Source organism: Anaerotignum lactatifermentans DSM 14214, assembly GCF_900142265.1.
In the GTDB taxonomy this organism is placed as follows: Bacteria; Bacillota; Clostridia; order Lachnospirales; family Anaerotignaceae; genus Anaerotignum; species Anaerotignum lactatifermentans.
Genome location: NZ_FRAH01000037.1, coordinates 1 through 21,907 on the forward strand (window position 1 = coordinate 1; position 21,907 = coordinate 21,907).

Here is a 21,907-nt window from a genome sequence, read left to right on the forward strand (position 1 = left end):
GCATATATTTCTTTTCAGGAAATGAATTATGAGGAGGATGATAAAAATAAAGTTTGTATGAAAATATTTGAGAATATTTTAAATATGGTACATTGGATGATGATGGTCAGAGAAATGCGTTTTCCTGTGAATCGTGGAAAAATAGATATGATATGTAGTAAGTAGATGAAAAAGCTGTGAATCTTATATATTCACAGCTTTTATGTCATCTTATCGATTATTGTCGAAAAATATATTATGATTTTTCTCTGTTTTCATATTGAAAATCATGTGTATGTTAAGAGAAAATATGTCATTTAGTTATAATACTATATGTAAATAGAAAAGAATATGATAAAATAGAGTTAGCAATGGCTAATTTTTGGAGGAGGTCATTTATGGATATTAAACAGCTTGAATTTTTCGTGATTGCTTGCGAGAGAGGAAGTTTATCTCGCGCTGCTGCATGTATGTATACATCTCAACCAAATGTAAGCAAAACGATTACAGCATTGGAACGTGAACTGGGCAGACCATTGCTGAAAAGAACAGGAAAGGGCGTTGTTCCGACGGTATATGGGGAAATGGTTTTGGAATATGCAAGAATGGTATTAAAGGCTACGGCAACGATTTCTTCCTTGGCGGTTCCAGAGGGTAAAAACAGTATTCGTATTTCAACGTATCCCAGTAACATGATTGCACGATTATTGGTAGATTTTTATAAAAAATTTGGCGATACATATACTATTGAACATCACGAGGGTTCGGTGGAAGAAATTGCGGATCAGGTGCATCAAGGTATATCAGAAATTGGCATTGTTTACGTGGCACAACGCCAGGTACAGACATTTCAACATATATTGTCACATAAAAATTTGATCTTTGTTCCGTTGAAGTCAAAAAAAATCTGCTTGTATGTCGGAAAATATCATCCTTTATATCATGAGGAAAGCGTTGATTTTTCTGATTTGCCAAAGTTAAGATTTGTTCGTGGTGTTAGAGATTTCTTTTCTATGGAGCATCATTTGGAAAGTGTAAGTATGGGTATTATCGACACAAAAAATTTACATCATAGCGTATATACAAACAGTGACCATTTATATACTGACCTGTTATTATATACAGATGTTTGTAGTCTTGGTCTGGATTTTATGCATGAACCTTATGAACAATATGATATTAAATCATTGCCGATTAATGGATGTGAACCCTTTTTACAGATTGGGTATATCAGAGATCCGGAACGGGTACTTTCTGAGCAGTCTGTGTGGATTATCGAAAATTTCGAAAAGATGTTATAACGATTTGTTATAGTTAGATATGAAAATTTACCCACTGGTAAGCAATAACTAACTCCGATATAATATGTTTCGAAAACAATTACAGGGAGGTAGTATAACAAATGAAAAAGAAAATTATTGCAATCATTCTTGGATGTATTACAGCATTTGGGGTATTGAGTGGTTGCGGACAAGGGGTTGAAACAAGTAGTACAAGCAGTGAAAATACCAATAATGAATTGGTTTTTGTAAACTACAGAGATATTCGTGATTTGAACCCCCATCTATATGCTGGAGAAATGTATGCCCAGAGCATGCTTTATGATACATTGGTCAGCATTACAGATGATGGTTACGAAGGATGCTTAGCAGAAAGTTGGACCATAAGCGAAGATGGCAGAATATATACCTTTAAGATTCGAGAAGGGGTTACTTTTTCCGATGGTGCTGTGTGTGATGCTAATGCGATCTTAGCGAATTTCAATGCGATCATTGAAAACAAAGAAAGACATACTTGGCTGGAAATGATGAATTTATTGGTTGGAGTATCTGCTCCGGATGAAAATACGTTTGTTATTGAATTAAGTGAGCCATATTACCCTATGTTGACAGAATTGGGTTGCATTCGACCTTTTGCAATGATTTCCCCTAATTGCATGATCAACGGCAGTACAAAAGACGGTGTGAATGGCTATATTGGTACAGGTCCTTATGTGTTGACAGATTTTGTGACAGACGAGTATGCGGTGTTTGAACGGAATGAAAATTACTGGGGCGAGCTACCTGCAATTGAAAAAATAACAGTAAAAGTAATTCCAGACAATCAGACACGTATCATGGCTTTGGAATCTGGCGAAATCGATTTGATTTTTGGTAAGAATATGCTGGATGCAGATGCCATTAGTCAGTATGTGGACAGTGAAAAATTTTCTGTTTCTTTGTCTGAACCAACTTCTACAAGACATATCGTACTGAATACGACCAACGATATTTTGAGTGATACAACAGTAAGACAGGCTTTGCAGTACGCCACAAATAGACAGGCTATTTCTGATGGTATTTTCTATGGATTGGAAGAACCTGCAGATACTTTGTATGCAAAAACAGTACCTTATTGCGATGTAGAATTGACTCCTTATGAATATAATGCGGATACAGCCGCACAGATGCTGGATGAAGCAGGCTGGACTATGGGAAGTGACGGCATTCGTCAAAAAGATGGAAAGAAGCTGGAATTGGAATTGCTGTACAACAGTGATAGTGTAACAGAAAAAACCATTGCGGAATATCTGCAGAGTGAATACTTGAAATTGGGTATTTCTATCAATATTCATGGAGAGGAAGAGCAATCTTATCGTGACAGCATGAAAGCGGGTAATTTTGATATGGTGTTCAATATTTGCTGGGGTATGCCTTATGATCCACAGTCATCTCTTGCAGCGATGCGTGCACCGGTATATGGGGACTACGCTGCACAGTTGGGCTTAGCGGATAAAGCTGAGATTGATGCGGCAATTACAGAAATTCTTACAACAACGGATGAAACAGAACGCCAGGAACTTTATAGCTTTGTTCTTACACGTTTGCATGAAGATGCAGTTTATATTCCGCTGACATATGAATGCAACAAGGCACTTTATACATCTGATTTGCAGGGTGTACATTTCGGTACAGATCAGTACGATGTTCCTTTTGCGGATATGTATTTCCAGTAAAAAGAACAGCGAAGAGCCGCTTCTAATAAAGAAGCGGTTCTTTTCTTGAAAATATCTTGAAAGGAGAATGAGGATGCGTAGATATATAATTCGAAGAATTTTGTTGGCGATCCCGCTGCTATTGGCAATTTCTTTTGTATGCTTTATGTTTATTAACTTGATTCCTTCAAATCCGGCGGAGGTAGCTCTTCGTGTACAGCAAATGCCGGTTATCACCGATGCAGCCATTGCAGAAATGGAAGAGATGCTTGGATTAAATAAACCATTTCTGGTACGATATTTTGATTGGGTGATAGGATGCCTGCAAGGGGATTTTGGTATTAGTTATGTGAACCCTGCACGAACGGTAGCAGGTGAGATTCTTAGGTCATTACCTGCAACATTGGAACTCGCCGGAGCTTCCTTTGTGATCGTATTGGTTCTAAGTATTCCTATTGGCTTTCTTTGCGCAGTATATAAAGATGGATGGTTTGACAGAATCATGCGCGGAACAGTATTTGTTTCCACAGCAATGCCTCCTTATTGGGTTGGCTTATTGCTGATGTGGGGTATTGGTGTAAAGTTAGGCTGGCTTCCCACAAATGGAAGCGGTTCATGGAGGCATTTGATTTTGCCTGCTTTTACAGTAGCGTTAAGTTATATCTCCACTTATATTCGATTGATTCGTAATAATATGCTGGAAAATATGAAACAGGATTATGTTTTATATGCCAATGTAAGAGGATTGCCGCAAAAAGCAATTTGGGTAAAACATGTTTTGAAGAACTCCATGCATACTTGTATTGTAGCCATGGGGATGAGTATTCCTCAGCTGATTTCGGGTACCATTGTGGTTGAAAATGTTTTTTCTTGGCCGGGACTAGGAACATTATGTATCAGCTCGATTTTTAATCGTGATTATCCGGTAATTCAGACATATGTACTGCTTATTGGTGTCCTTTTTGTGGTGTTCAATTTGCTTTTTGATATACTGCAAACTGTATCAGATCCAAGATTACGAAAGGAGGACTAAAAAGTGACGAAACGTTTTTTGCAAAATCGTGCAGCAGTTTTTACGAGTGCGCTGATCCTTGTTGTTGCGTGTATTGGAATTTTTGCGCCGATTATAGCGCCTAATGACCCTTATGAAACAAATATTATCAATAAATTTGCTGAATATAGCTTGCAATATCCATTAGGAACCGATCAATTGGGAAGATGTGTGCTATCTAGAATGATTTATGGTATCCGCCCTACGTTGGGTCTCGCTACACTTACCATGTTAGGGACCATAGGCATTGGTGCTTTGCTGGGAATTATGGCAGGGTATTTTCGTGGAATCGTGGAAGAAGTAATCATGCGAGTGGTAGACGTGATGCTTTCTTTTCCCAGCCAAATCATGGTATTTGCCGTTGTAGCTTTATTGGGTATCAATGTACAGAATGTAATTATAGCAAATGTTTTTATCAAGTGGGCTTGGTATGCCAGAATGATTCGAACGGGTGTTTTACAGTACCGTGATAGAAATTTTGTTCAGTTCTCAAGATGTGTAGGCATGCCAGAACGGTTTATTTTATTCCGTCATTTATTGCCCTCTATCACTTCTGATCTGGTGGTGTTAGCATCATTGGATATTGGTTGGGCTATCATCAATATTTCTACACTTTCCTTCTTGGGGCTTGGTGTACAGGCACCGACACCAGAGTGGGGAGCCATGCTCAATGAAGCAAAAGAAGTTTTGACCAGCAATCCAGTGCAGATGATCGCGCCAGGGGTGGCAATTGTAGTTCTTGTATGCTGCTTTAACTTATTGGGAGATGCTATGCGTGATGTATTGGATCCAAAGGAGGTGAAGCAATGAAACCAGTATTGGAATTGAATCAGTTATGTGTCTCTTTGAAAGGTAGAAAAAAAACAAAAGACTTAGTGAAGGGAATTTCGTTTTCTGTAGCACCTGGAGAATGCCTTGGTATTTTAGGCGAATCTGGAAGCGGAAAGTCCATGACCATGAAGGCTGCAATGGGACTTTTAGACAAAAATTTTCAGGTTTCAGGGAGCGCAAAATTCCAAGGGGATGAGTTGCTAGGGAAAAACGCTGAAGAGTTGAGAAAATTAAGAGGCGGTAAAGTGGGGATGGTACTGCAGAACCCTATGACATCCTTTGATCCGCTTTATCGTATTGGGAACCAGATTTCAGAAACCTATGCAGCACATAATCAATGGGACAACGAAGAAGTTCGAGAAAGATCTATTAACATGCTTTTGAAGATGCAAATCAGGAACCCTGAGGAAGTACTGGAGAAATATCCTCATCAACTTTCTGGTGGTATGTTGCAGAGGATCATGATCGGTCTTGCAACTTCCATGACACCAGAACTTTTGATTGCGGATGAGCCAACTACTGCTATTGATGCTATTACACAGTTCGAGATTTTGAATGAGTTTTTGCGAATCAAAGAGGAACATAAAGTGGCGATGATTTTTATATCCCATGATCTGAATGCAATTTCACGTGTGGCAGATCGGATCGTTGTACTCAATCAGGGGGTGGTTGTTGATCAGGGTGAATTTTGTCATATTATGCATCAGGCAAAAGATCCGTATACCAGATTATTAATTGAAAAAAGACGAGATGTCATGCGAAAATACAGAAAGGCGTTGGAAGGTGAGGTGAGCCATTGTGCTCCAGCTAGATAAAGTTTGTGTCAGTTTCCGAAGCGAACGACAGGATAAGATTTTTGGACACACTAGACAACAGGTGCTGTTTGATGTGTCACTAAAAGTAAAGAAAGGAACTTGCCTTGGTATTTTGGGTGAATCCGGAAGCGGCAAATCAACCATGGGACGAGTGATTTGCGGTTTGTTGAAACCTGATACAGGTGAGGTTATGATAGATGGAACTTCTGTTTATGCATCGCGAAAAGGTCGTAAAGAATTGCAAAATAAACTAAGTGTTGTGTTCCAAGATTATACGACTTCAGCCAATCCTCGGTTCCGTGTGAGCGATGTCATCAAAGAAGGTTTATTTGTTCGTCAAAGGAGAGAGAAGGAAAAGCTGCAATATGAAAAGGAAATCAAAAAATTATTAGAGTTAGTTGGACTGTCTGAAGATTTTGCAGATAGATTTCCTCATGAATTATCCGGCGGCCAGTTGCAGCGCGTGTGCATTGCCAGAGCAGTGTCCTGTAATCCACAGATCGTGTTATTTGATGAAGCCATATCCTCATTGGATGCGCATACACAAGTGCAGATTATGGATTTGTTGTTGGAACTGAAAGAAAAACTGCAGCTGACATATATTTTTATTACCCATGATTTGACGTCTATTACTTATCTATGTGACGATGTGCTATTTTTGTATCAAGGTCATGTAACAGAATATCTTCCGGTAGATAAAATCAGTCAAACGAAAGATCAGTATGCCCGCAAATTATTGGAGTCTATTATCGTGTTTGATACGGAGGAGGCAAAAACAGTATGATCCTATGTGGACATAAAATAGAACGTGGAGAAAAAAAGTACATCAAAATTCATGTAAATGAAGAGTATGCGTTAGATGTTATATTATACTGTGGTGCTTTTCCAGGTAAGACATTGGTTGTGGCGGCGGGTGTCCATGGATGTGAGTATGTTGGAATTGAGGCAATAAAGAGATTAATTAAAGAATTAAACACTGAAAGATTATCCGGGAATGTGATAATATTACCGCTTGTAAATGCACAGGGCTTTTTAAGTGGTGCAAAGCAGGTGGTACCGGAAGATAATGTAAATTTGAATCGAGCTTTTCCGGGTAGACAAGATGGAACTCTGTCTGAACAAATCGCATATACCATAGAAAAAGAAATTTATCCCTATGCAGATTTTTTGATTGATTTGCATAGTGGAGATATCAATGAATCTTTATTTCCTTTGGTATTTATTCCTTCGGTGGGTAGTGATGAGGTGAACCGGTTGGCTTTGGAAGGTGCAAAGATGCTTTCTGTACCTTATCGTGTGCGATCAACAGCAAAAAACGGTTTATATAGTTGGGCAGTACAAAAAGGTGTTCCCTCTTTGCTCATTGAAAGAGGAGAGGGTGGACGGTGGTCTGAATTAGAGGTTGCAGACTGTATGGAAGATGTATATCGAATCATGTCTTATCTTTCTATTTCAGAACAAAAGTTCAAATTGGTACAGCAGCAGGAAATTGCGAAAGCCAAATATGAAGAGTCAACTGTATATGGGTATTGGTACCCCAAAATTACTGCAGGTAATTTTGTCTCAGAAGGGGATATTTTGGGAGTGCTGCAACCATATCCGAAGGGCAAACCAGTAGAAATCAAAGCCGAATTCGACGGAGTGATACTTTACTATACAACGGCTCTTGGCGTACAGCCTGGAGATGCCATAGTTGCTTATGGAAGAACGTAAAGTTTTTTGGCGCCTTGCGTGGCCTGCTGCTGCTGAAGGATTGCTTCTTATGATACTTTCAGCAGTAGATTTGTTGATGGTTTCTTCGTTAGGAACGACAGCTGTAGCTGCGGTGAGTATTTTTTCACAACCCAGAATGGTGATATTGTGTTTTTCTAGAGCTTTTGCAGTGGCTGTAACAGCGTATGTTGCACGGCGCAGTGGAGAAAGTAAAGGAGGATGTTTTAGTAGATTTACAAAACAAACACTAACGATTGCATTACTGGGCGGCGGAATATTGTTGCTTTGCACGATTCTGTTGTTAGAACCTATTTTGTTGTTCGCGGGAGCAGACAGGACTTATTTGAATTCTGCTATGGCATATGCAAGACCTGCTTTTTTCGGATTGTTCTTTACTGCCCCTGCCATTGCATTACATGGTGTTTTAGCAGGGCTTGGAGATACGAAATCTGTTTTGAAGGCGAATGTGCTAGGAAATGTAATCAATGTGTTGTGTAATGCGGTCTTTATTTATGGTATTGGACCCGCTCCTAGGCTGGGGGTGTTTGGAGCTGGATTAGGAACATTGTTTGGAGCAGTTGCTGCACTCGGGTATACACTTCTTATTCTTTTGCCCCAAAAGCATCCAGCATCATTGCTAAAGAAAAGTAGATGGAAACCTGATCGAAGGTATTTGAGTCAGATTATGCCATTATATGGAGGGGTATTTACTGAGCAGGCGGTTGAACGTTTTGGTATGTTTGCATACACAAGGATTGTAGCAGGGCTGGGAGCATCTTCTCTTGGAATACACAATATCTGTATGGGAATGTGCGATATATACTATAGTTTTTCGCAAGGTATGGGAAAAGCCGGATTGATACAGTGTGGAAATGACATTGGAGCAACAGGTGGGAAAAAACTGAAAAAAATTTGCCATGTGGTAAAATGGGAAAGTTTGCTGACTGCATCTATAGCATGTGTTTTGTGTATTGTCTTACGTGTCCCTGTGCTTTCCATGTATGCGTTAGAAGGACAAGAACTGCTGTTAGCTTCAGGGATTATGTTGTTTGTAGCGTTTGTGAGTTTTCCGGAAAGTTTTTCTTTGACTCATGCAGGGATATTGAGAGGTATGGGTCATACAGGATATGTAGCTATATATTCATTGGTGAGCATTGCCATATTACGTCCATTGATTACTTATTTGTTGGTTGTTGTGCTGGATATGCAGCTATATGGAGCATGGACAGCTCTGTTATTGGACCAAAGTTTTCGAGCTCTGTTTGCAGTGATAGGCGTGTGTCATATGCGAAAGAAATAAGAGTTATACGTTTTATAATTGCTGAGTATTGCAACATTAAAATATAATTTATGCGATTTGGAAAACCAGTTGAAACATACTTTTCAACTGGTTTTTATGTAGATATTAGTATGATCTGTGCAAATAATTTACTGAATAAAAAGGATTTTTATGTTAAAAAAGTATGTATGGTATCCCATCCCATTATTTGTTGCGGGCGCGATTAGATTCTTTAGAAAAAGTGTATAGGTTTTGTGGATTGCCTTTTTCGAATTGAATGAAAGAAAGATGAGCAAGTTTTGTGTAGTTAAATTCAGTTATATAATATAGTTCAATATTTATAAAGATAATTTTTGAGTCTATTTAAGTGATTCAAAATTGATACCTTGAATAAGTACTTATTTCATAGTTTTATAAAAGGATTCCATTAGGAAATGGAAGTAAGAATTTTTTTAACGTGAATAGTATTTCTATCCTTTAAGAGCATTGGAATTTTTGTATACTAAAATGAGAACTTGGCTCTATATGACTAATTAAACCAGCTTTTTGATGTTCTTTTAATATGATTGATTAAGTGGAATAGAAATAAATTAGCCTATCGTTTTATAACCATTGACTGCTGAGATTAATATTAAGGAAACAGCGAAACTGTCAGATTGATTTCTTTGTGGGAGCACGGGGCATATCATCTGCCCATATTTTTCACTAGTGCTTTATCATAATTTTGTGAATATAAAGTAGGTCGCTTTTGGCGAAAGTCTAATAATCTTGTTTCAACTTTCTTGTATCATATCAAACGGGTAAAATTTTAAAATACTAACAAGTAAAATGATAATCAATATTATTGGTTAGTATGATTTCGGAGGCTGTATGAGAGATTATATAAAACATAACAGTTAGCTAATGACAACTGAACAACTTTTTTGTTTGATTGTGATGGTATTAAAATGATTTCTTATATTTATAATGTATCTCAAAAATTACGTAAATAAATATTTTTTTCTTGACACATGTAATACTAAGGTATATACTATGTGTGAGTTAGATAACGCTAACTGCAATATATTTGTGTATTAGCTGTAACTAACATAAATTAGCGTATTGAAAGTAAATACATAATAAAGGGAGAATTTTCATGACATTAGAACATGCACTTGAGGGAAAAGAATATATTATTCAAAGCATTAATACAGATGATGAGGAGTTAAATGCATTTTTATTTTCTCTTGGCTGTTATGCAGGCGAACCAATTACAGTTGTTTCTCGATTAAAAGGTGGATGCGTTGTTTCCATTAAGGACGGTAGATACAATATCGATAATCAATTGGCAGCAGCAATTCAGATTTGATTTTTATGAGAGTCGTTTATTTTGACATATGGTTAGCGTAAGATAACTATATGTCTGAATATAAAGCAAATATTATATAGGGAAGAGGAGGAAGTATTATGAGAATTGCCCTTGCAGGCAACCCGAACTCCGGTAAAACCACTATGTTCAATGCCTTGACAGGTAGAAATGAAAAAGTGGGGAACTGGGCTGGCGTTACGGTTGAAAAAAAAGAACATCCTATTAAAAAGAATTACTCTGGAGAAGTGGAAGAACTGGTTGCAGTTGACCTTCCGGGTGCATATTCAATGTCACCTTTCACATCGGAAGAAAGTATCACAAGCTCTTACGTTAGAAATGAACATCCAGATGCCATTATTAATATTGTGGATGCAACTAATTTAAGTCGTAGCTTGTTTTTTACGACACAGCTTTTGGAATTGGGAATTCCTGTGGTAGTAGCATTGAATAAAAGTGATATCAATAAGAAAAAAGAAACTACCATCAATACAAAAGTCCTTTCAGAAAAGCTGGGCTGCCCGGTAGTAGAAACAGTTTCAACTGCTGCAGAAGGTCTGAAATTGGTTGTTGATGCAGCGGTGGCTTCAAAGGGACAAGTTCAAAAAGCACCCTATGTGCAAGGGGATATTGATTTGACCAATAAGCATGTCGTTGAAGAAGCGGATCGAAAACGATTTGCATTTGTAAATGATCTGGTGTCCCAAGTGGAAAAAAGAAAAATCTTGACAAAAGATAAGGGCACAGGTGACGCAATAGATAATGTTTTGACCAACAAAATCGTGGGTATTCCCATCTTTGCTGTTGTCATGTTTTTGGTATTCCAAATTTCACAGGTATGGGTTGGTCCATTGATCGCGGATACATTGGTTGCTTGGATTGAAACTTTCCAGGGTTACATCGGTGAATTACTGGCAGATGCGAATCCACTGCTGTCAGCCTTGTTGGTTGATGGTATCATCGGCGGCGTTGGTGCCGTTGTTGGTTTCCTGCCACTGGTTATGATCATGTATTTCCTGATTGCATTGCTGGAAGATTGTGGATATATGTCCCGTGTTTCTGTTGTGCTGGATCCAATCTTTAAAAAAGTTGGTCTTTCTGGTAAATCCGTGATTCCTTTTGTAATCGGTACTGGTTGTGCAATTCCTGGTGTTATGGCAAGCCGTACAATTAGAAACGAACGCGAACGTCGTGCGACAGCAATGCTGACACCCTTTATGCCCTGTGGTGCAAAAATCCCCGTAATTGCTTTGTTTGCAGGTGCTTTCTTTGAAGATGCTGGTTGGGTTAGTTTCCTGATGTATTTTACTGGCGTTGTTTTGATTTTCCTTGGTGCTTTGCTCGTAAACAAAATTTCTGGATATAAAAACCGTAAGTCTTTCTTTATTATGGAATTGCCTGAATACAAAGCACCCTCTTTTATCTTTGCTTTGAAAGCGATGTGTGCACGTGGCTGGGCGTACATCGTAAAAGCAGCGACCATTATCCTGCTGTGTAATACAGCTGTACAGATTATGCAGACTTTCAACTGGAGTTTCCAGGTGGCAGAAACTGCTGATAGCTCCATTTTGGCTTCCATTGCTGGACCATTTGCTTATTTGCTGATTCCCATTGTTGGTGTACTTAGCTGGCAGCTAGCAGCGGCAGCAGTAACAGGCTTTATTGCAAAAGAAAACGTTGTAGGTACTTTAGCTGTATGCTTTGTTGGTTTGGAAAATCTGATTGATACAGAAGAGTTGGCAATGATTGAAGGTGCAGGCGGTGAAATTGCAGGTGTAATTGCTATTACAAAAGTTGCTGCACTGGCATATCTGATGTTCAACCTGTATACACCTCCTTGCTTTGCGGCCATTGGTGCCATGAACTCTGAAATGAAAAGCAAAAAATGGTTGTGGGGCGGTATTGGCTTACAGTTGTGTACCGGTTATACCATTGGTTTCTTAGTATACCAGATTGGTACTTTGATTACGACAGGTTCTATAGGAGCTGGCTTTGTACCTGGTTTGATTGCAGTATTGATCATGGTAGCTGTTGTGATTTATCTGTGCAAGAAAACAGAAAAGGAACTGAAACACGAATATGAATTGAACGGAGCGAAAACGGTATGATTGATTATATCATAATTGCAATCATTCTCATCATTGTGGTAGCAGCTGGCATATATGTTTATAGGGCGAAAAAAAGCGGACGGAAATGTATTGGTTGCCCAGATGGTTGTTCCTGTGGAACAAAAGAAAACGGGCATGGAAGTTGTTGCTGTGATAAGACAAATAAGTAATTGTATTTTCGTAATAACGAATTTGATTATATAATTACAGGTTACATCTTATTATATAAGGATGGGTGAGGTAAGTGAAACAGAGGAGAGTAACAGAAAATTACTTAAAAACTATTTATGAACTTTCACAAAAAGGAGTTGTACGCAATCAGCATCTCGTGCATGCCTTATCTGTTTCGCGCGCTACTGTATCTGTTTCCGTAAAGATTCTAGCGGAAGAAGGTTTTGTTTATCTGGTCGACGGAAAGTATATTTACTTAACTCAGAAAGGTTTGCAGATTGCAAAAGAAATGAATGAAAGATATCAAGTGCTATGTAAATTACTTATCAGTTTGGGAGTGAAACCAGAAATTGCATCAAGAGATGCATGTGAGTTGGAACATTGTATGGGCGCAGAAAGTTTTTCAGCTTTGAAAACACTTGTACAATGTGAAATTTGATTTCCATATTGGAGATTGCATGCTATTCTCTATAAAGTCATGATATTTTAATAGATTCATTTAAGCGACGTTCCGTTTTTCTAAATGGAACGTCGCTTTCCTGTATAGATTTTTGGAGAAAACTACGGGAAGTATATTAATGCATATAAATTTTTTAAGATTTTTTCTGCAGATGAATTCCTGTATTATAAATATCGGGAATACTGGCATTTTCGCAAATGTACTGGATGGCATTGAAATTGAATATTTTATTGAAAATGAGGTGGAGGATATGTTTCATTTTGATGGAATTTTAGTAGGAATTGCTTCTTTGTGTATTATTGGTATATTTCATCCGTTGGTAATATGGAGTGAATATTATTTTTCAGAACGTATTTGGCCAGTATATTTCATGATGGGTTTGTTTTGTTTGATACTTTCCTTATTTATGAACAATATATTTTCTGTATTATTAGGTATCTTAGGATGTTCTTTTTTATGGAGTATCAAAGAATTGAAAGAGCAAACAAAACGTGTTGCACGTGGCTGGTTTCCTCAAAATTCCAAGCGTAAGCAAAAAATGAAATCAAAGTGATTTTTGGTTTTATCACAGAGAGATACTGTGAGTGTTTCACAATTTTTATATATCAAATTTGAATAATGTGACGATTGAAATAAAGTTATTGTTCTTTTATAATTAATCCAGTTAGCATATGCTAACTCTTATCAATTAGAGGGGAAGTGGAATATGTAGAAGGGATTAGATATTAATATGAAATACTTCATTATAACATTAAGTTAGTCATTGCTAACTGAAGAGGAGGCGTTTATGAAAAAACTACAGGCACAGATATGTGCAGCATTAATGACTTCAAGTATTGCGTTGGGGGCACTTCCCTCCGCACAGGTATTTGCGGCTAGTTCTGATATTGATGGACATTGGGCGCAACAACAAATATTAACATTCGCGGAGAATGGATATATTGCTGGTGATGGAACTGGGAATTATCTTCCAAATCAGATTATGACAAGAGCGCAGTTTGCAGCTGTTATTAATCGAGTAATGGGGTATACAGAAGAATCTCCATCTATTGCAAACTATACAGATGTAGAAGATAGTGCTTGGTATCGCTCTGATTTAGCAAAAGCTTTATCGGCAGGATATATGAGCGGAACATCGGCAACCACTATGTCCCCGAATCAGCCTGTCACAAGAGAACAGGCTGCGGTTATGATTGTAAGACTGCTTGAAGAAAATACTTCAGTAGATTTATCTGTTTTGGATGATTTTACAGATAGAGGTGATATATCTGCTTTTGCAGTAAATGCAATGGCAAAGTTAATTTCTGATGGATATCTTTATGGTGCGGATGGCAAATTAATGCCTCAAAAATCAATGACACGAGCGGAAGGTATCGCTCTTCTTTCCAGATCTATGGATGCACTAAAAGATACCAATCTTGAAGAAGAAAAAGAGGAAACAAAGACGGAAGAAAAAGACAATTCCAATAAAGGAAGTTCTGGAGGCAGTAGCGGCGGTGGTAGCAGCAGCGGCGGCGGTGGCAGCAGCAGCGGTGGCGGTGGCAGCAGCAGCGGTGGCGGTGGTAGCTCCAAACCTTCTCAGAATATCGCTAAAGCTGCACAGACGAAACTGGTAGATTTAGGACGAAGTCAGTATGTTGTCGTTTCCTTTGAAGAAGGTTTTTCCAAGGATAATACAAAACTGATCATTGACGGAGTTGATGTTACTTCTAATTTTACCAATGTAGATGATGATGGAACCATCGTCAAATGGGAACTGACTTCTTTGAATCCTGCCAAATTGGTATTGGAAAGCGGAAACAGCAAACAGGAAGTAAAGCTGACAGATAACCAGAACCCTAAAGAACCGGAAGTATTGGCGTCAGTACCAGAATCCTATAATCTGATGGCAAATGGCGCTGTAGCGGTTTGGGACTATCATTTGACAAATTATGATGAAGCTGGGGTTGTAAGAGTATATCCTAAAAAAAACAACATTTGATTTGGACGCATCTGATGAATCCATCCCATACTATAGCCCTGATGCAGAAGTTACAGAAGAAGGCACAGGTGAAGTTACAGGTGAAGTTATCGTAATGTTCAATTATTCCACTGCAGAAGAAAAACAGTGGTTCGACGGCATTACGGATGTTGATCTGGTGGCATTCAATGAAAATAATAACACCTTAAATGATAAACTTCAGTACACAAAAGGGCAAGCGGAGCACCACGGAAAAACAGTTGGTCAAATTAGTATATCTTTGGGACAGACTAATTTCCGTAACAATGGACGTTACAACATCAGAGTTACAAGTGGTGGACAAAGCTGGTTGTTCCCGATTCATGTGGTAAATGAAAAAGCACCATCTATGCATTTACAGTGGGATGGCGGCGTCATCCAAAGCGGTGAAAACGTGCGTTTCCATGTAGAGGATATGGTATACGGCATTACAATGCCTGTATATCGTGTAACATTGACTGCACCGGATGGAAAAATAAAAGAGCTGGAAAAATTTACAGATTACTACCTGATTGGTGAATTGTTCGTTCTCTACAACGATGTTGAGGGACATAATAATATTCCAGATAATGGAACATATACGATTAAGGTTTATGCTGAGGGCTTCAAACCTATGGAAACAACTTTTGTAGTTGGCAGTGGAGTGAATAATGCCATTACATATGCTGGTGCTGATGCTGTTACCATGGCAACCTTCGATGGAGGCGGGTCTTCCGGTGGAGACGGTGGCAGCAACGTGATGAACGCATATCTGATTTTTGACTCTGATTTGCTGGCAAATGCGGAAATTCTGACGGAACTGGGCATCGAACAGGAAAGTGCAGCAAAAATTGCTGAAAGATGGGATCAGGATATGACAAGCTGGCTTTATGTTTTTGATAAAGGTGGCAAAGTATTCTATGACTACAGCGGAAAGAGCGGCGCCTTTACCAATATGGTAGACAAAGCAGAAGCTGATGGTGAATATCTGACTTTTGCTGAATTCCAGAAAGAAGGAACTGCTTCTGTAACGCAGAATCGCCCTTACGCAGCAAAATATGTACTGGAAGACAACCTCCTTGGGGAAACACAAATGGGCGGTAGCTACATCGGTAGACCTGCACCAGAACTGACTGTGGTAGAAAGTCAAGAAGGTTCTGACCTGAAGCTTAGCTGCGCAGACACAACTTACTTGGCTGCGATTGCAGAGGATGGAGAAATTTATCTCAACGGTGATCTGTATCCATTGGCTCAAGATGATTTTACTGTAAAACTGAAAGATGCTACTTTGACAATAGTTAAAGACAAACTGAAAGTAGGCGAAAATACCATTCGTATTTCAGTTGGCGGATATCAGGATAAAAAAATCGAAGTGGATTATGGCAAAACAGTTGAAGAAACAGTTCTGGAAGTAAAAGCTGGAAATATTGGCGAAGCTGTTACTGTAACGGCTGCAGGGGAAAATGCCACAGGTGACATCTGGAAATATCTGACAGAAGTCAAGCTGACATATCCAGATAATACAGAGAAAAAAGTTTTGCCTGATGGAGATGAATCTGTTTATAAAGAGATTGGTTATGAAATTTCTGGAAAAGACTTGATTTTGGGGAAAGATTTGTTTACACAGGCTGGCAAATACCAGATCGCTGTTACGGCAAAATATTATGGTACGAAAACAGTAGAATTCACTGTTGTTGATGGAACATCTACAGAAACAAAACCTTTACCGGAATATAAGGGAGTAACTTGTGAAAAAAGTGCTTTCTATGAAGTAACTTACACATTCACTTTCACACCGTCTTACGATAAGAATATCGAAGCGTGGATAGGTGCTGTAAACAAAGTAACAGTCAATGGTACAGAGTATAGTTCCGGTGTAGGTGATCCGTATTTCACAACCAACACAACAGACCAGAAGATCATTCTTCATGGGGATAAACCTTTCAAAGATGGCGATAATACTGTTGTGATTTCCGCAGAAGACTATAAAGATTTGACATTGACAGTTGGAAAAGATGGAACCATTGGCGGAGATGCTGGAGAAGATCCAGGGGAGCCGGGAGAAAATCAGGATGCTCCAGCAGTAAAATCTTTAGATTTTGTTGAACCTAGTTACATGTCAAACGGTTATTATCGTTTGAAATTTAATCTGACTGAGGATGATGCATCTGCTTATTTGGAAGCGATTACTTCCATAAAGATTAACGAAGTGGAGTGTAACAAAAAGGAAACAAGTTTCTCGGGCAACACAAATTCCTATAAGTTCTCCAATGATGAGGCATATGGAGGAGATGATCAATTCATTGATTTCACGGAAGATTGTTTCTCAGGAGAAGGGGAACACACTTTAACAATTTCTGCAGATGACTATGAAACACTGACTTACACATACCCTGCACAATAATTTGCATAGGAACCAGTTTTAGTAGGATAAAATGGAAAAGGCAAACAGGAAAATAAAAATTTCTGTTTGCCTTTTCATGTACTCTCATATTAAATAAAAATTCGGAAAAAAGATAGCAAGTCGGTGGCAATAGTCACTGACTTTTTTTACTTAGAAAGCTATTGATGACAGTAAACCATCTTTATACTATTTTGCTAGACATAGAACAGATTATTTTTGTATTGGATTTATCCAAACCTCATAGCTTGCTACGTTAAATATTAGATTGAAATATAAATCTGATTTGCTTCTGCAGGTTTTTTCCAATTATAAAAAAGCGTCTAATAAAAATATCAATTTTAACATATCTTGGCATCAATGTTATGTAGATCATTCCGGTGTTTATATATTTCAAGTAATGTACTCTTGACAAATAAAATGACTGATTTTATAATATAACTGTGTTATATAACACTGTTATATGGAGGTCGATATGGCAGAGCAAAGCTTAACAACGTTAGAATATATTCATCTTGAGGCCAAAAGGGAATTTTCAGAGAAAGGTTATCGTTCTGCATCCTTACGAAATATTCTTAAATCTGTAGGGCTGACGACGGGTGCTTTTTATGGGTACTATAAAAGCAAAGAGGAGCTCTTTGAAGCTCTTGTGGGCAAACACTATGATTATTTGATTAATCGTTTTAAAGAAGCCCAGAAGGAATTTGCGAATCTTCCGCATGAACAGCAACCGAAAGTTATGAGCGATATTTCTGGGATGTGTATGTTTGATATGCTACATTATGCTTATCAGAATCTGGAAGAATGTAAATTGCTTCTCTGCTGTTCAGAAGGTACACGATTTGCTAATTTTATAGACGAAATGGTTGAGATTGAGATGAATGGCACCCAGGCGTATAAAAACGTTTTAGCAAAGTTGGGGCATCCTTCTCCGCCAATAGATCCAGCCTTAGAACATATTTTGATTACAGGGATGTTTCATACGTTTTTTGAACTGATTATTCATGAAATGCCCCTTGCTGACGCAGAAAATTATGTTGAACAGATGAGAGCGTTTTATACCGCTGGTTGGATGAAAATTATGGGGCAGTAAAGCCCTATAATTTATATACATGAGTTAGTCATTGCTAACCTAAAGTATAAAAATGTAAAGGAGGAGTTTACTTGAAAAAACAATCTAATTTGTCACGTCTGCTTGAAATTGCAGGAAAATACAAATACTTGACCTACGCTTCATGGATATTATCTGCCATCAGTGCCTTGCTCGCTTTGGTTCCATATTATTTTATATGGGCAATGATGAAGGAAATATTACAGGTTGCTCCCAATTTTAATGCTGCCAAGGATGTTACACATAATGGGTGGATGGCGGTATTGTTTGCAGTTATATCGATGCTAATATATATTTCCGGTCTTATGTGCTCTCATTTGGGTGCTTTTCGCATTGCAACAAATTTGCGTTTGCAGACAATGAAACATATCGTAAAACTTCCATTGGGAGCTGCGGAGAGGTTTGGCAGTGGAAAACTTCGAAAGATCGTGAATGAATCCAGTGCTGCAACAGAAACTTATCTTGCACATCAACTTCCAGATCGAGCAAATGCCATTGCCACACCTTGCGGATTGCTTTTTTTGCTTATGATGTTTGATTGGAGACTTGGTCTTTTAAGCCTTTTGCCAGTAGTTCTTGCATTTTCCATTATGATGACTATGACAGGCAAAGAAATGCAGCAAAAAATGAAAGAATATCAAGATGCGCTGGATGATATGTCTAATGAAGCAGTTGAGTATGTTCGAGGGATTCCGGTTGTTAAGACTTTTGGTCAAACGATCTACTCATTTCGAAAGTTCAAGGACTCCATCGATCGCTATAAAGTATGGGTTATTGCTTATACAAAGCAGCTTCGTATGCCAATGATGCTTTATACAGCAGCTATTAATGGGGTATTTGTTTTCCTGATTGCTGGTGCATTATTATTTACGCAGGAGCATACTTCTGTGGACTTTCTTCTGAATTTAATCTTTTATATTATTATTACCCCCATTATATCTGTAACTTTAACACGCATTATGTTCCAAAGTGAAAACGCCATGATTGTGGATGATGCTTTACAAAGAATTGACAGCATTATGACTTTAAAACCTCTGGAGGAAACAAAACATCCGCTGCATCCAGAAGATGGATCTGTATCACTGGAAAATGTGCATTTCAGTTATGATGGAAAACAAGAGGTTTTGAAAGGGATTACGCTTTCCATTCCATCTGGACAAAAAGTTGCTTTTGTAGGACCTTCTGGCGGTGGTAAGACTACACTTGCGAATATAATTTCTCGTTTCTTTGACCCTGATAGCGGAAGTGTAAAAATTGGTGGTGTGGATATCCGAGATATTTCCAAAGAAGAGTTAATGAATACGATTTCTTTTGTATTTCAAAATAGTCATTTGATAAAAGCTTCTATTTTAGAAAATGTTCGTTTAGGTAAACCAAATGCGACCCGACAGGAAGTTATGACAGCACTGCAAAATGCACAATGCCAAGATATTCTGGAAAAATTGCCCAATGGTGTAGATACCATAATTGGCACAAAAGGAATTTATCTTTCTGGTGGAGAACAACAACGAATTGCAATTGCTCGTGTTATGCTAAAAAATACGCCAATCGTTATTTTAGATGAAGCCACAGCATTTGCAGATCCTGACAATGAGTTTCGTGTGCAGGCAGCGCTTTCTAAACTCACACAAGGGAAAACGGTTCTTATGATTGCGCATAGATTATCTTCTGTAGTTGGAGTAGATCAGATTTATGTGATAAAAGATGGGCAAATTGTTGAAAGTGGCTCTAGCGATGAATTGCAGAATAAGGATGGACTCTTTGCCAAAATGTTGGAAGAATACCAGTCTTCCGTTCAATGGAAGGTACAAAAGGAGGTATTGAAATCATGATTAAATATTTGCAGAAAAAATATGCTCTTTCTGAAACGGGGGCAAAAGATCTGATAAAAGGATGCATTGCATGTGTTATGCAAAATATTTCTTTCATGTTTCCCGTTGGATTGCTTTATAGCCTTGTAAGTGATTTGATCAATGGAGGTGTACCTAAAAATAGGATTTCTTTTTACATCATTGGTTGTGTACTATGCATAGGAATTATTTTGGTAACAACATACTTCCAATACAATGCAACATACTTTGCGACTTATATTGAAAGTGGTATACGCAGGGTTACCTTGGCAGAAAAATTACGAAAGATACCAATGTCCTTTTTTGGAAAAAAGGATTTGGCGGATCTTACCAGTACAATTATGGCAGATTGCACTTTCTTGGAACAGAGTTTTTCGCACTTCATCCCGGAATTGGTTGGATCAATTATTTCTACAGTATTGATTTTGATAAGTTTATTCTTTTACGATTGGCGCATGGCTTTAGCTGCACTTTGGGTAGCACCAGTGGCATTTGCCATTGTAGGGTTTTCTGCAAAAATTCAAGAAGGATTTAATAAAAAGTCAATGGATGCAAAAATGTCTTGCGCAGATGGAATTCAAGAATGCATCGAAACAGTTCAGGACCTGAAAGCTAATAATGCAGAGAAAGAATATTTGAAAGGTCTTGAAAAGAAAATACGCTATGTGGAACATCGCTCTATTTTAAACGAATTTGGGTTAGCTGCATTTGTGGTATCAGCCTCTCTCGTTTTAAAACTTGGAATTGTTACCGTAGCTCTTGTTGGATCTATATTGTTAGTGCAAGGCAGTTTGGATGTATTAACATTCTTTTTATTTCTGTTGGTTATTTCCAGAATGTATGATCCATTACAAGGTGCATTGCAGAATTTGGCAGCTGTTATTTCTACCCGTACAAATATTGCTCGTATGAATGAAATTTTGGATCATCCAATGCAGCAAGGCGAGACATTACTTTCCAATAAAGGGTATGACATTTCCTTTGAACATGTCCAATTTGCGTATAATTCAGGTGAAACCGTCCTGAGGGATGTTACTTTTACGGCAAAGCAGGGAGAAGTAACTGCACTGGTAGGACCTTCGGGAGGAGGCAAAACGACAGTATCTCGTTTGGCAGCTCGTTTTTGGGATGTTACCTCTGGTAAGATTACGGTTGGAGGCATGGATATTTCAAAAGTCGATCCAGAAGTATTATTTTCTTTGTACTCAATTGTATTTCAGGAAGTAACATTGTTTGATAATACGATTATGGAAAATATACGTATTGGCAATCAGAATGCCACAGATGCGGAAGTTCTGGCTGCGGCACATCTTGCAAATGTTGATGAGTTTGTTGAAAGATTGCCTGATAAATGGAATACCTATATTGGAGAAAACGGATGTGAACTTTCTGGCGGTGAACGCCAACGAATTTCCATAGCACGAGCTTTTTTGAAAAATGCACCAATTATTTTGCTGGATGAAGCTACAGCAGCTTTGGATGTAGAAAATGAAACCTTGATTCAAACAGCGCTGTCGAGGCTGATCGAAAATAAGACTGTTTTAGTGATTGCGCATAGAATGCGTACTGTAGCAAGCGCTGATAAAATTGTGGTGTTGTCGGGAGGAAAGGTGGCTGAAGAAGGAACGCCTGATATGTTAATGAAAGAAAACGGTATCTATGCCCATATGGTAAATAAGCAGAAAGAAAGCCAAAATTGGACACTATTATAATGCTGGTTCAAATTCTGTTGGAGAGAAGTGATGAACCACATATAAGAAATGGAGAAGTGTATTTGTAATAAACAAAAAACGTACCTCATAATAGAGAAACACCGATTATCATCAATGCATGTAGAAGCT

Annotated in this window: 17 protein-coding genes; all 17 read left to right on the plus strand. The window is 38.2% G+C overall.

Annotated features, from left to right (window positions below; all coding sequences use genetic code 11):
- Window positions 1-377: 377 nt before the first annotated feature.
- The 17 genes from BUB35_RS10550 to BUB35_RS10630 all read left to right on the plus strand — a co-directional run bounded on the left by BUB35_RS10550 (window position 378) and on the right by BUB35_RS10630 (window position 21,778).
- A complete protein-coding gene (locus tag BUB35_RS10550; protein ID WP_072851521.1) occupies window positions 378-1,280 on the plus strand; it encodes a LysR family transcriptional regulator in 903 nt (300 codons plus the stop codon).
- A 101-nt stretch (window positions 1,281-1,381) separates the two neighbouring features.
- Window positions 1,382-2,974 carry a nickel ABC transporter substrate-binding protein gene (gene nikA / locus BUB35_RS10555; protein WP_072851524.1) on the plus strand — a complete coding sequence of 531 codons (1,593 nt, stop codon included), beginning with the start codon at window positions 1,382-1,384 and terminating at the stop codon, window positions 2,972-2,974.
- 73 nt (window positions 2,975-3,047) lie between these two features.
- Complete coding sequence (gene opp1B / locus BUB35_RS10560) at window positions 3,048-3,986, plus strand: nickel/cobalt ABC transporter permease (RefSeq protein ID WP_072851527.1); 939 nt, start codon at window positions 3,048-3,050, stop codon at window positions 3,984-3,986.
- A 3-nt stretch (window positions 3,987-3,989) separates the two neighbouring features.
- Window positions 3,990-4,814: a nickel/cobalt ABC transporter permease gene (gene opp1C, locus BUB35_RS10565; protein WP_072851530.1), complete on the plus strand. Its 825-nt coding sequence runs from the start codon at window positions 3,990-3,992 to the stop codon at window positions 4,812-4,814.
- Window positions 4,811-5,650 (plus strand): ABC transporter ATP-binding protein, encoded by an 840-nt coding sequence (locus BUB35_RS10570; protein ID WP_072851533.1) that lies wholly within the window; start codon window positions 4,811-4,813, stop codon window positions 5,648-5,650. The genes opp1C and BUB35_RS10570 overlap by 4 nt, the downstream gene beginning before the upstream one ends.
- Window positions 5,634-6,434, plus strand: coding sequence for an ABC transporter ATP-binding protein (locus tag BUB35_RS10575; protein ID WP_084730650.1), 801 nt, complete (start codon window positions 5,634-5,636; stop codon window positions 6,432-6,434). Before BUB35_RS10570 ends, BUB35_RS10575 begins: the two co-directional genes overlap by 17 nt.
- The gene (locus BUB35_RS10580) at window positions 6,431-7,363 is read left to right on the plus strand and encodes a M14 family metallopeptidase (RefSeq protein ID WP_072851539.1); all 933 of its coding nucleotides are present in this window, start codon (window positions 6,431-6,433) and stop codon (window positions 7,361-7,363) included. The genes BUB35_RS10575 and BUB35_RS10580 overlap by 4 nt, the downstream gene beginning before the upstream one ends.
- Complete coding sequence (locus BUB35_RS10585) at window positions 7,350-8,663, plus strand: MATE family efflux transporter (protein ID WP_072851590.1); 1,314 nt, start codon at window positions 7,350-7,352, stop codon at window positions 8,661-8,663. Before BUB35_RS10580 ends, BUB35_RS10585 begins: the two co-directional genes overlap by 14 nt.
- A 1,114-nt stretch (window positions 8,664-9,777) precedes the next feature.
- Window positions 9,778-9,990 carry a FeoA family protein gene (locus BUB35_RS10590; RefSeq protein WP_072851542.1) on the plus strand — a complete coding sequence of 71 codons (213 nt, stop codon included), beginning with the start codon at window positions 9,778-9,780 and terminating at the stop codon, window positions 9,988-9,990.
- Window positions 9,991-10,088: 98 nt separating this feature from the next.
- The gene (feoB, locus tag BUB35_RS10595; protein ID WP_072851545.1) at window positions 10,089-12,095 is read left to right on the plus strand and encodes a ferrous iron transport protein B; all 2,007 of its coding nucleotides are present in this window, start codon (window positions 10,089-10,091) and stop codon (window positions 12,093-12,095) included.
- Between the two features lie 244 nt (window positions 12,096-12,339).
- The gene (locus BUB35_RS10600; protein ID WP_072851548.1) at window positions 12,340-12,705 is read left to right on the plus strand and encodes a metal-dependent transcriptional regulator; all 366 of its coding nucleotides are present in this window, start codon (window positions 12,340-12,342) and stop codon (window positions 12,703-12,705) included.
- A 139-nt stretch (window positions 12,706-12,844) separates the two neighbouring features.
- On the plus strand, window positions 12,845-13,279 hold the full coding sequence (locus tag BUB35_RS10605; protein ID WP_330391164.1) for a DUF4491 family protein: 435 nt from the start codon (window positions 12,845-12,847) through the stop codon (window positions 13,277-13,279).
- Window positions 13,280-13,513: 234 nt separating this feature from the next.
- A complete protein-coding gene (locus tag BUB35_RS10610) occupies window positions 13,514-14,707 on the plus strand; it encodes an S-layer homology domain-containing protein (RefSeq protein ID WP_072851551.1) in 1,194 nt (397 codons plus the stop codon).
- Window position 14,708: 1 nt separating this feature from the next.
- Window positions 14,709-17,108, plus strand: a complete 2,400-nt coding sequence (locus BUB35_RS10615) for a hemoblobin-interacting domain-containing protein (protein WP_072851554.1) — start codon at window positions 14,709-14,711, stop codon at window positions 17,106-17,108.
- A 472-nt stretch (window positions 17,109-17,580) separates the two neighbouring features.
- The gene (locus BUB35_RS10620; protein ID WP_072851557.1) at window positions 17,581-18,198 is read left to right on the plus strand and encodes a TetR/AcrR family transcriptional regulator; all 618 of its coding nucleotides are present in this window, start codon (window positions 17,581-17,583) and stop codon (window positions 18,196-18,198) included.
- Window positions 18,199-18,269: 71 nt separating this feature from the next.
- Window positions 18,270-20,048 (plus strand): ABC transporter ATP-binding protein, encoded by a 1,779-nt coding sequence (locus tag BUB35_RS10625; protein WP_072851560.1) that lies wholly within the window; start codon window positions 18,270-18,272, stop codon window positions 20,046-20,048.
- Window positions 20,045-21,778, plus strand: coding sequence for an ABC transporter ATP-binding protein (locus tag BUB35_RS10630; RefSeq protein WP_072851563.1), 1,734 nt, complete (start codon window positions 20,045-20,047; stop codon window positions 21,776-21,778). The genes BUB35_RS10625 and BUB35_RS10630 overlap by 4 nt, the downstream gene beginning before the upstream one ends.
- Window positions 21,779-21,907: the final 129 nt, after the last annotated feature.

What these genes read in the sequence shown, in the direction of transcription:
- BUB35_RS10630 (WP_072851563.1), top strand. Translation starts at nt 20,045, where the DNA reads ATGATTAAATATTTGCAGAAAAAATATGCTCTTTCTGAAACGGGGGCA.
- feoB (WP_072851545.1), top strand. Translation starts at nt 10,089, where the DNA reads ATGAGAATTGCCCTTGCAGGCAACCCGAACTCCGGTAAAACCACTATG.
- BUB35_RS10550 (WP_072851521.1), top strand. Translation starts at nt 378, where the DNA reads ATGGATATTAAACAGCTTGAATTTTTCGTGATTGCTTGCGAGAGAGGA.
- BUB35_RS10570 (WP_072851533.1), top strand. Translation starts at nt 4,811, where the DNA reads ATGAAACCAGTATTGGAATTGAATCAGTTATGTGTCTCTTTGAAAGGT.
- opp1B (WP_072851527.1), top strand. Translation starts at nt 3,048, where the DNA reads ATGCGTAGATATATAATTCGAAGAATTTTGTTGGCGATCCCGCTGCTA.
- BUB35_RS10605 (WP_330391164.1), top strand. Translation starts at nt 12,845, where the DNA reads ATGCATATAAATTTTTTAAGATTTTTTCTGCAGATGAATTCCTGTATT.
- nikA (WP_072851524.1), top strand. Translation starts at nt 1,382, where the DNA reads ATGAAAAAGAAAATTATTGCAATCATTCTTGGATGTATTACAGCATTT.
- BUB35_RS10620 (WP_072851557.1), top strand. Translation starts at nt 17,581, where the DNA reads ATGGCAGAGCAAAGCTTAACAACGTTAGAATATATTCATCTTGAGGCC.
- BUB35_RS10580 (WP_072851539.1), top strand. Translation starts at nt 6,431, where the DNA reads ATGATCCTATGTGGACATAAAATAGAACGTGGAGAAAAAAAGTACATC.
- BUB35_RS10610 (WP_072851551.1), top strand. Translation starts at nt 13,514, where the DNA reads ATGAAAAAACTACAGGCACAGATATGTGCAGCATTAATGACTTCAAGT.
- BUB35_RS10585 (WP_072851590.1), top strand. Translation starts at nt 7,350, where the DNA reads ATGGAAGAACGTAAAGTTTTTTGGCGCCTTGCGTGGCCTGCTGCTGCT.
- BUB35_RS10590 (WP_072851542.1), top strand. Translation starts at nt 9,778, where the DNA reads ATGACATTAGAACATGCACTTGAGGGAAAAGAATATATTATTCAAAGC.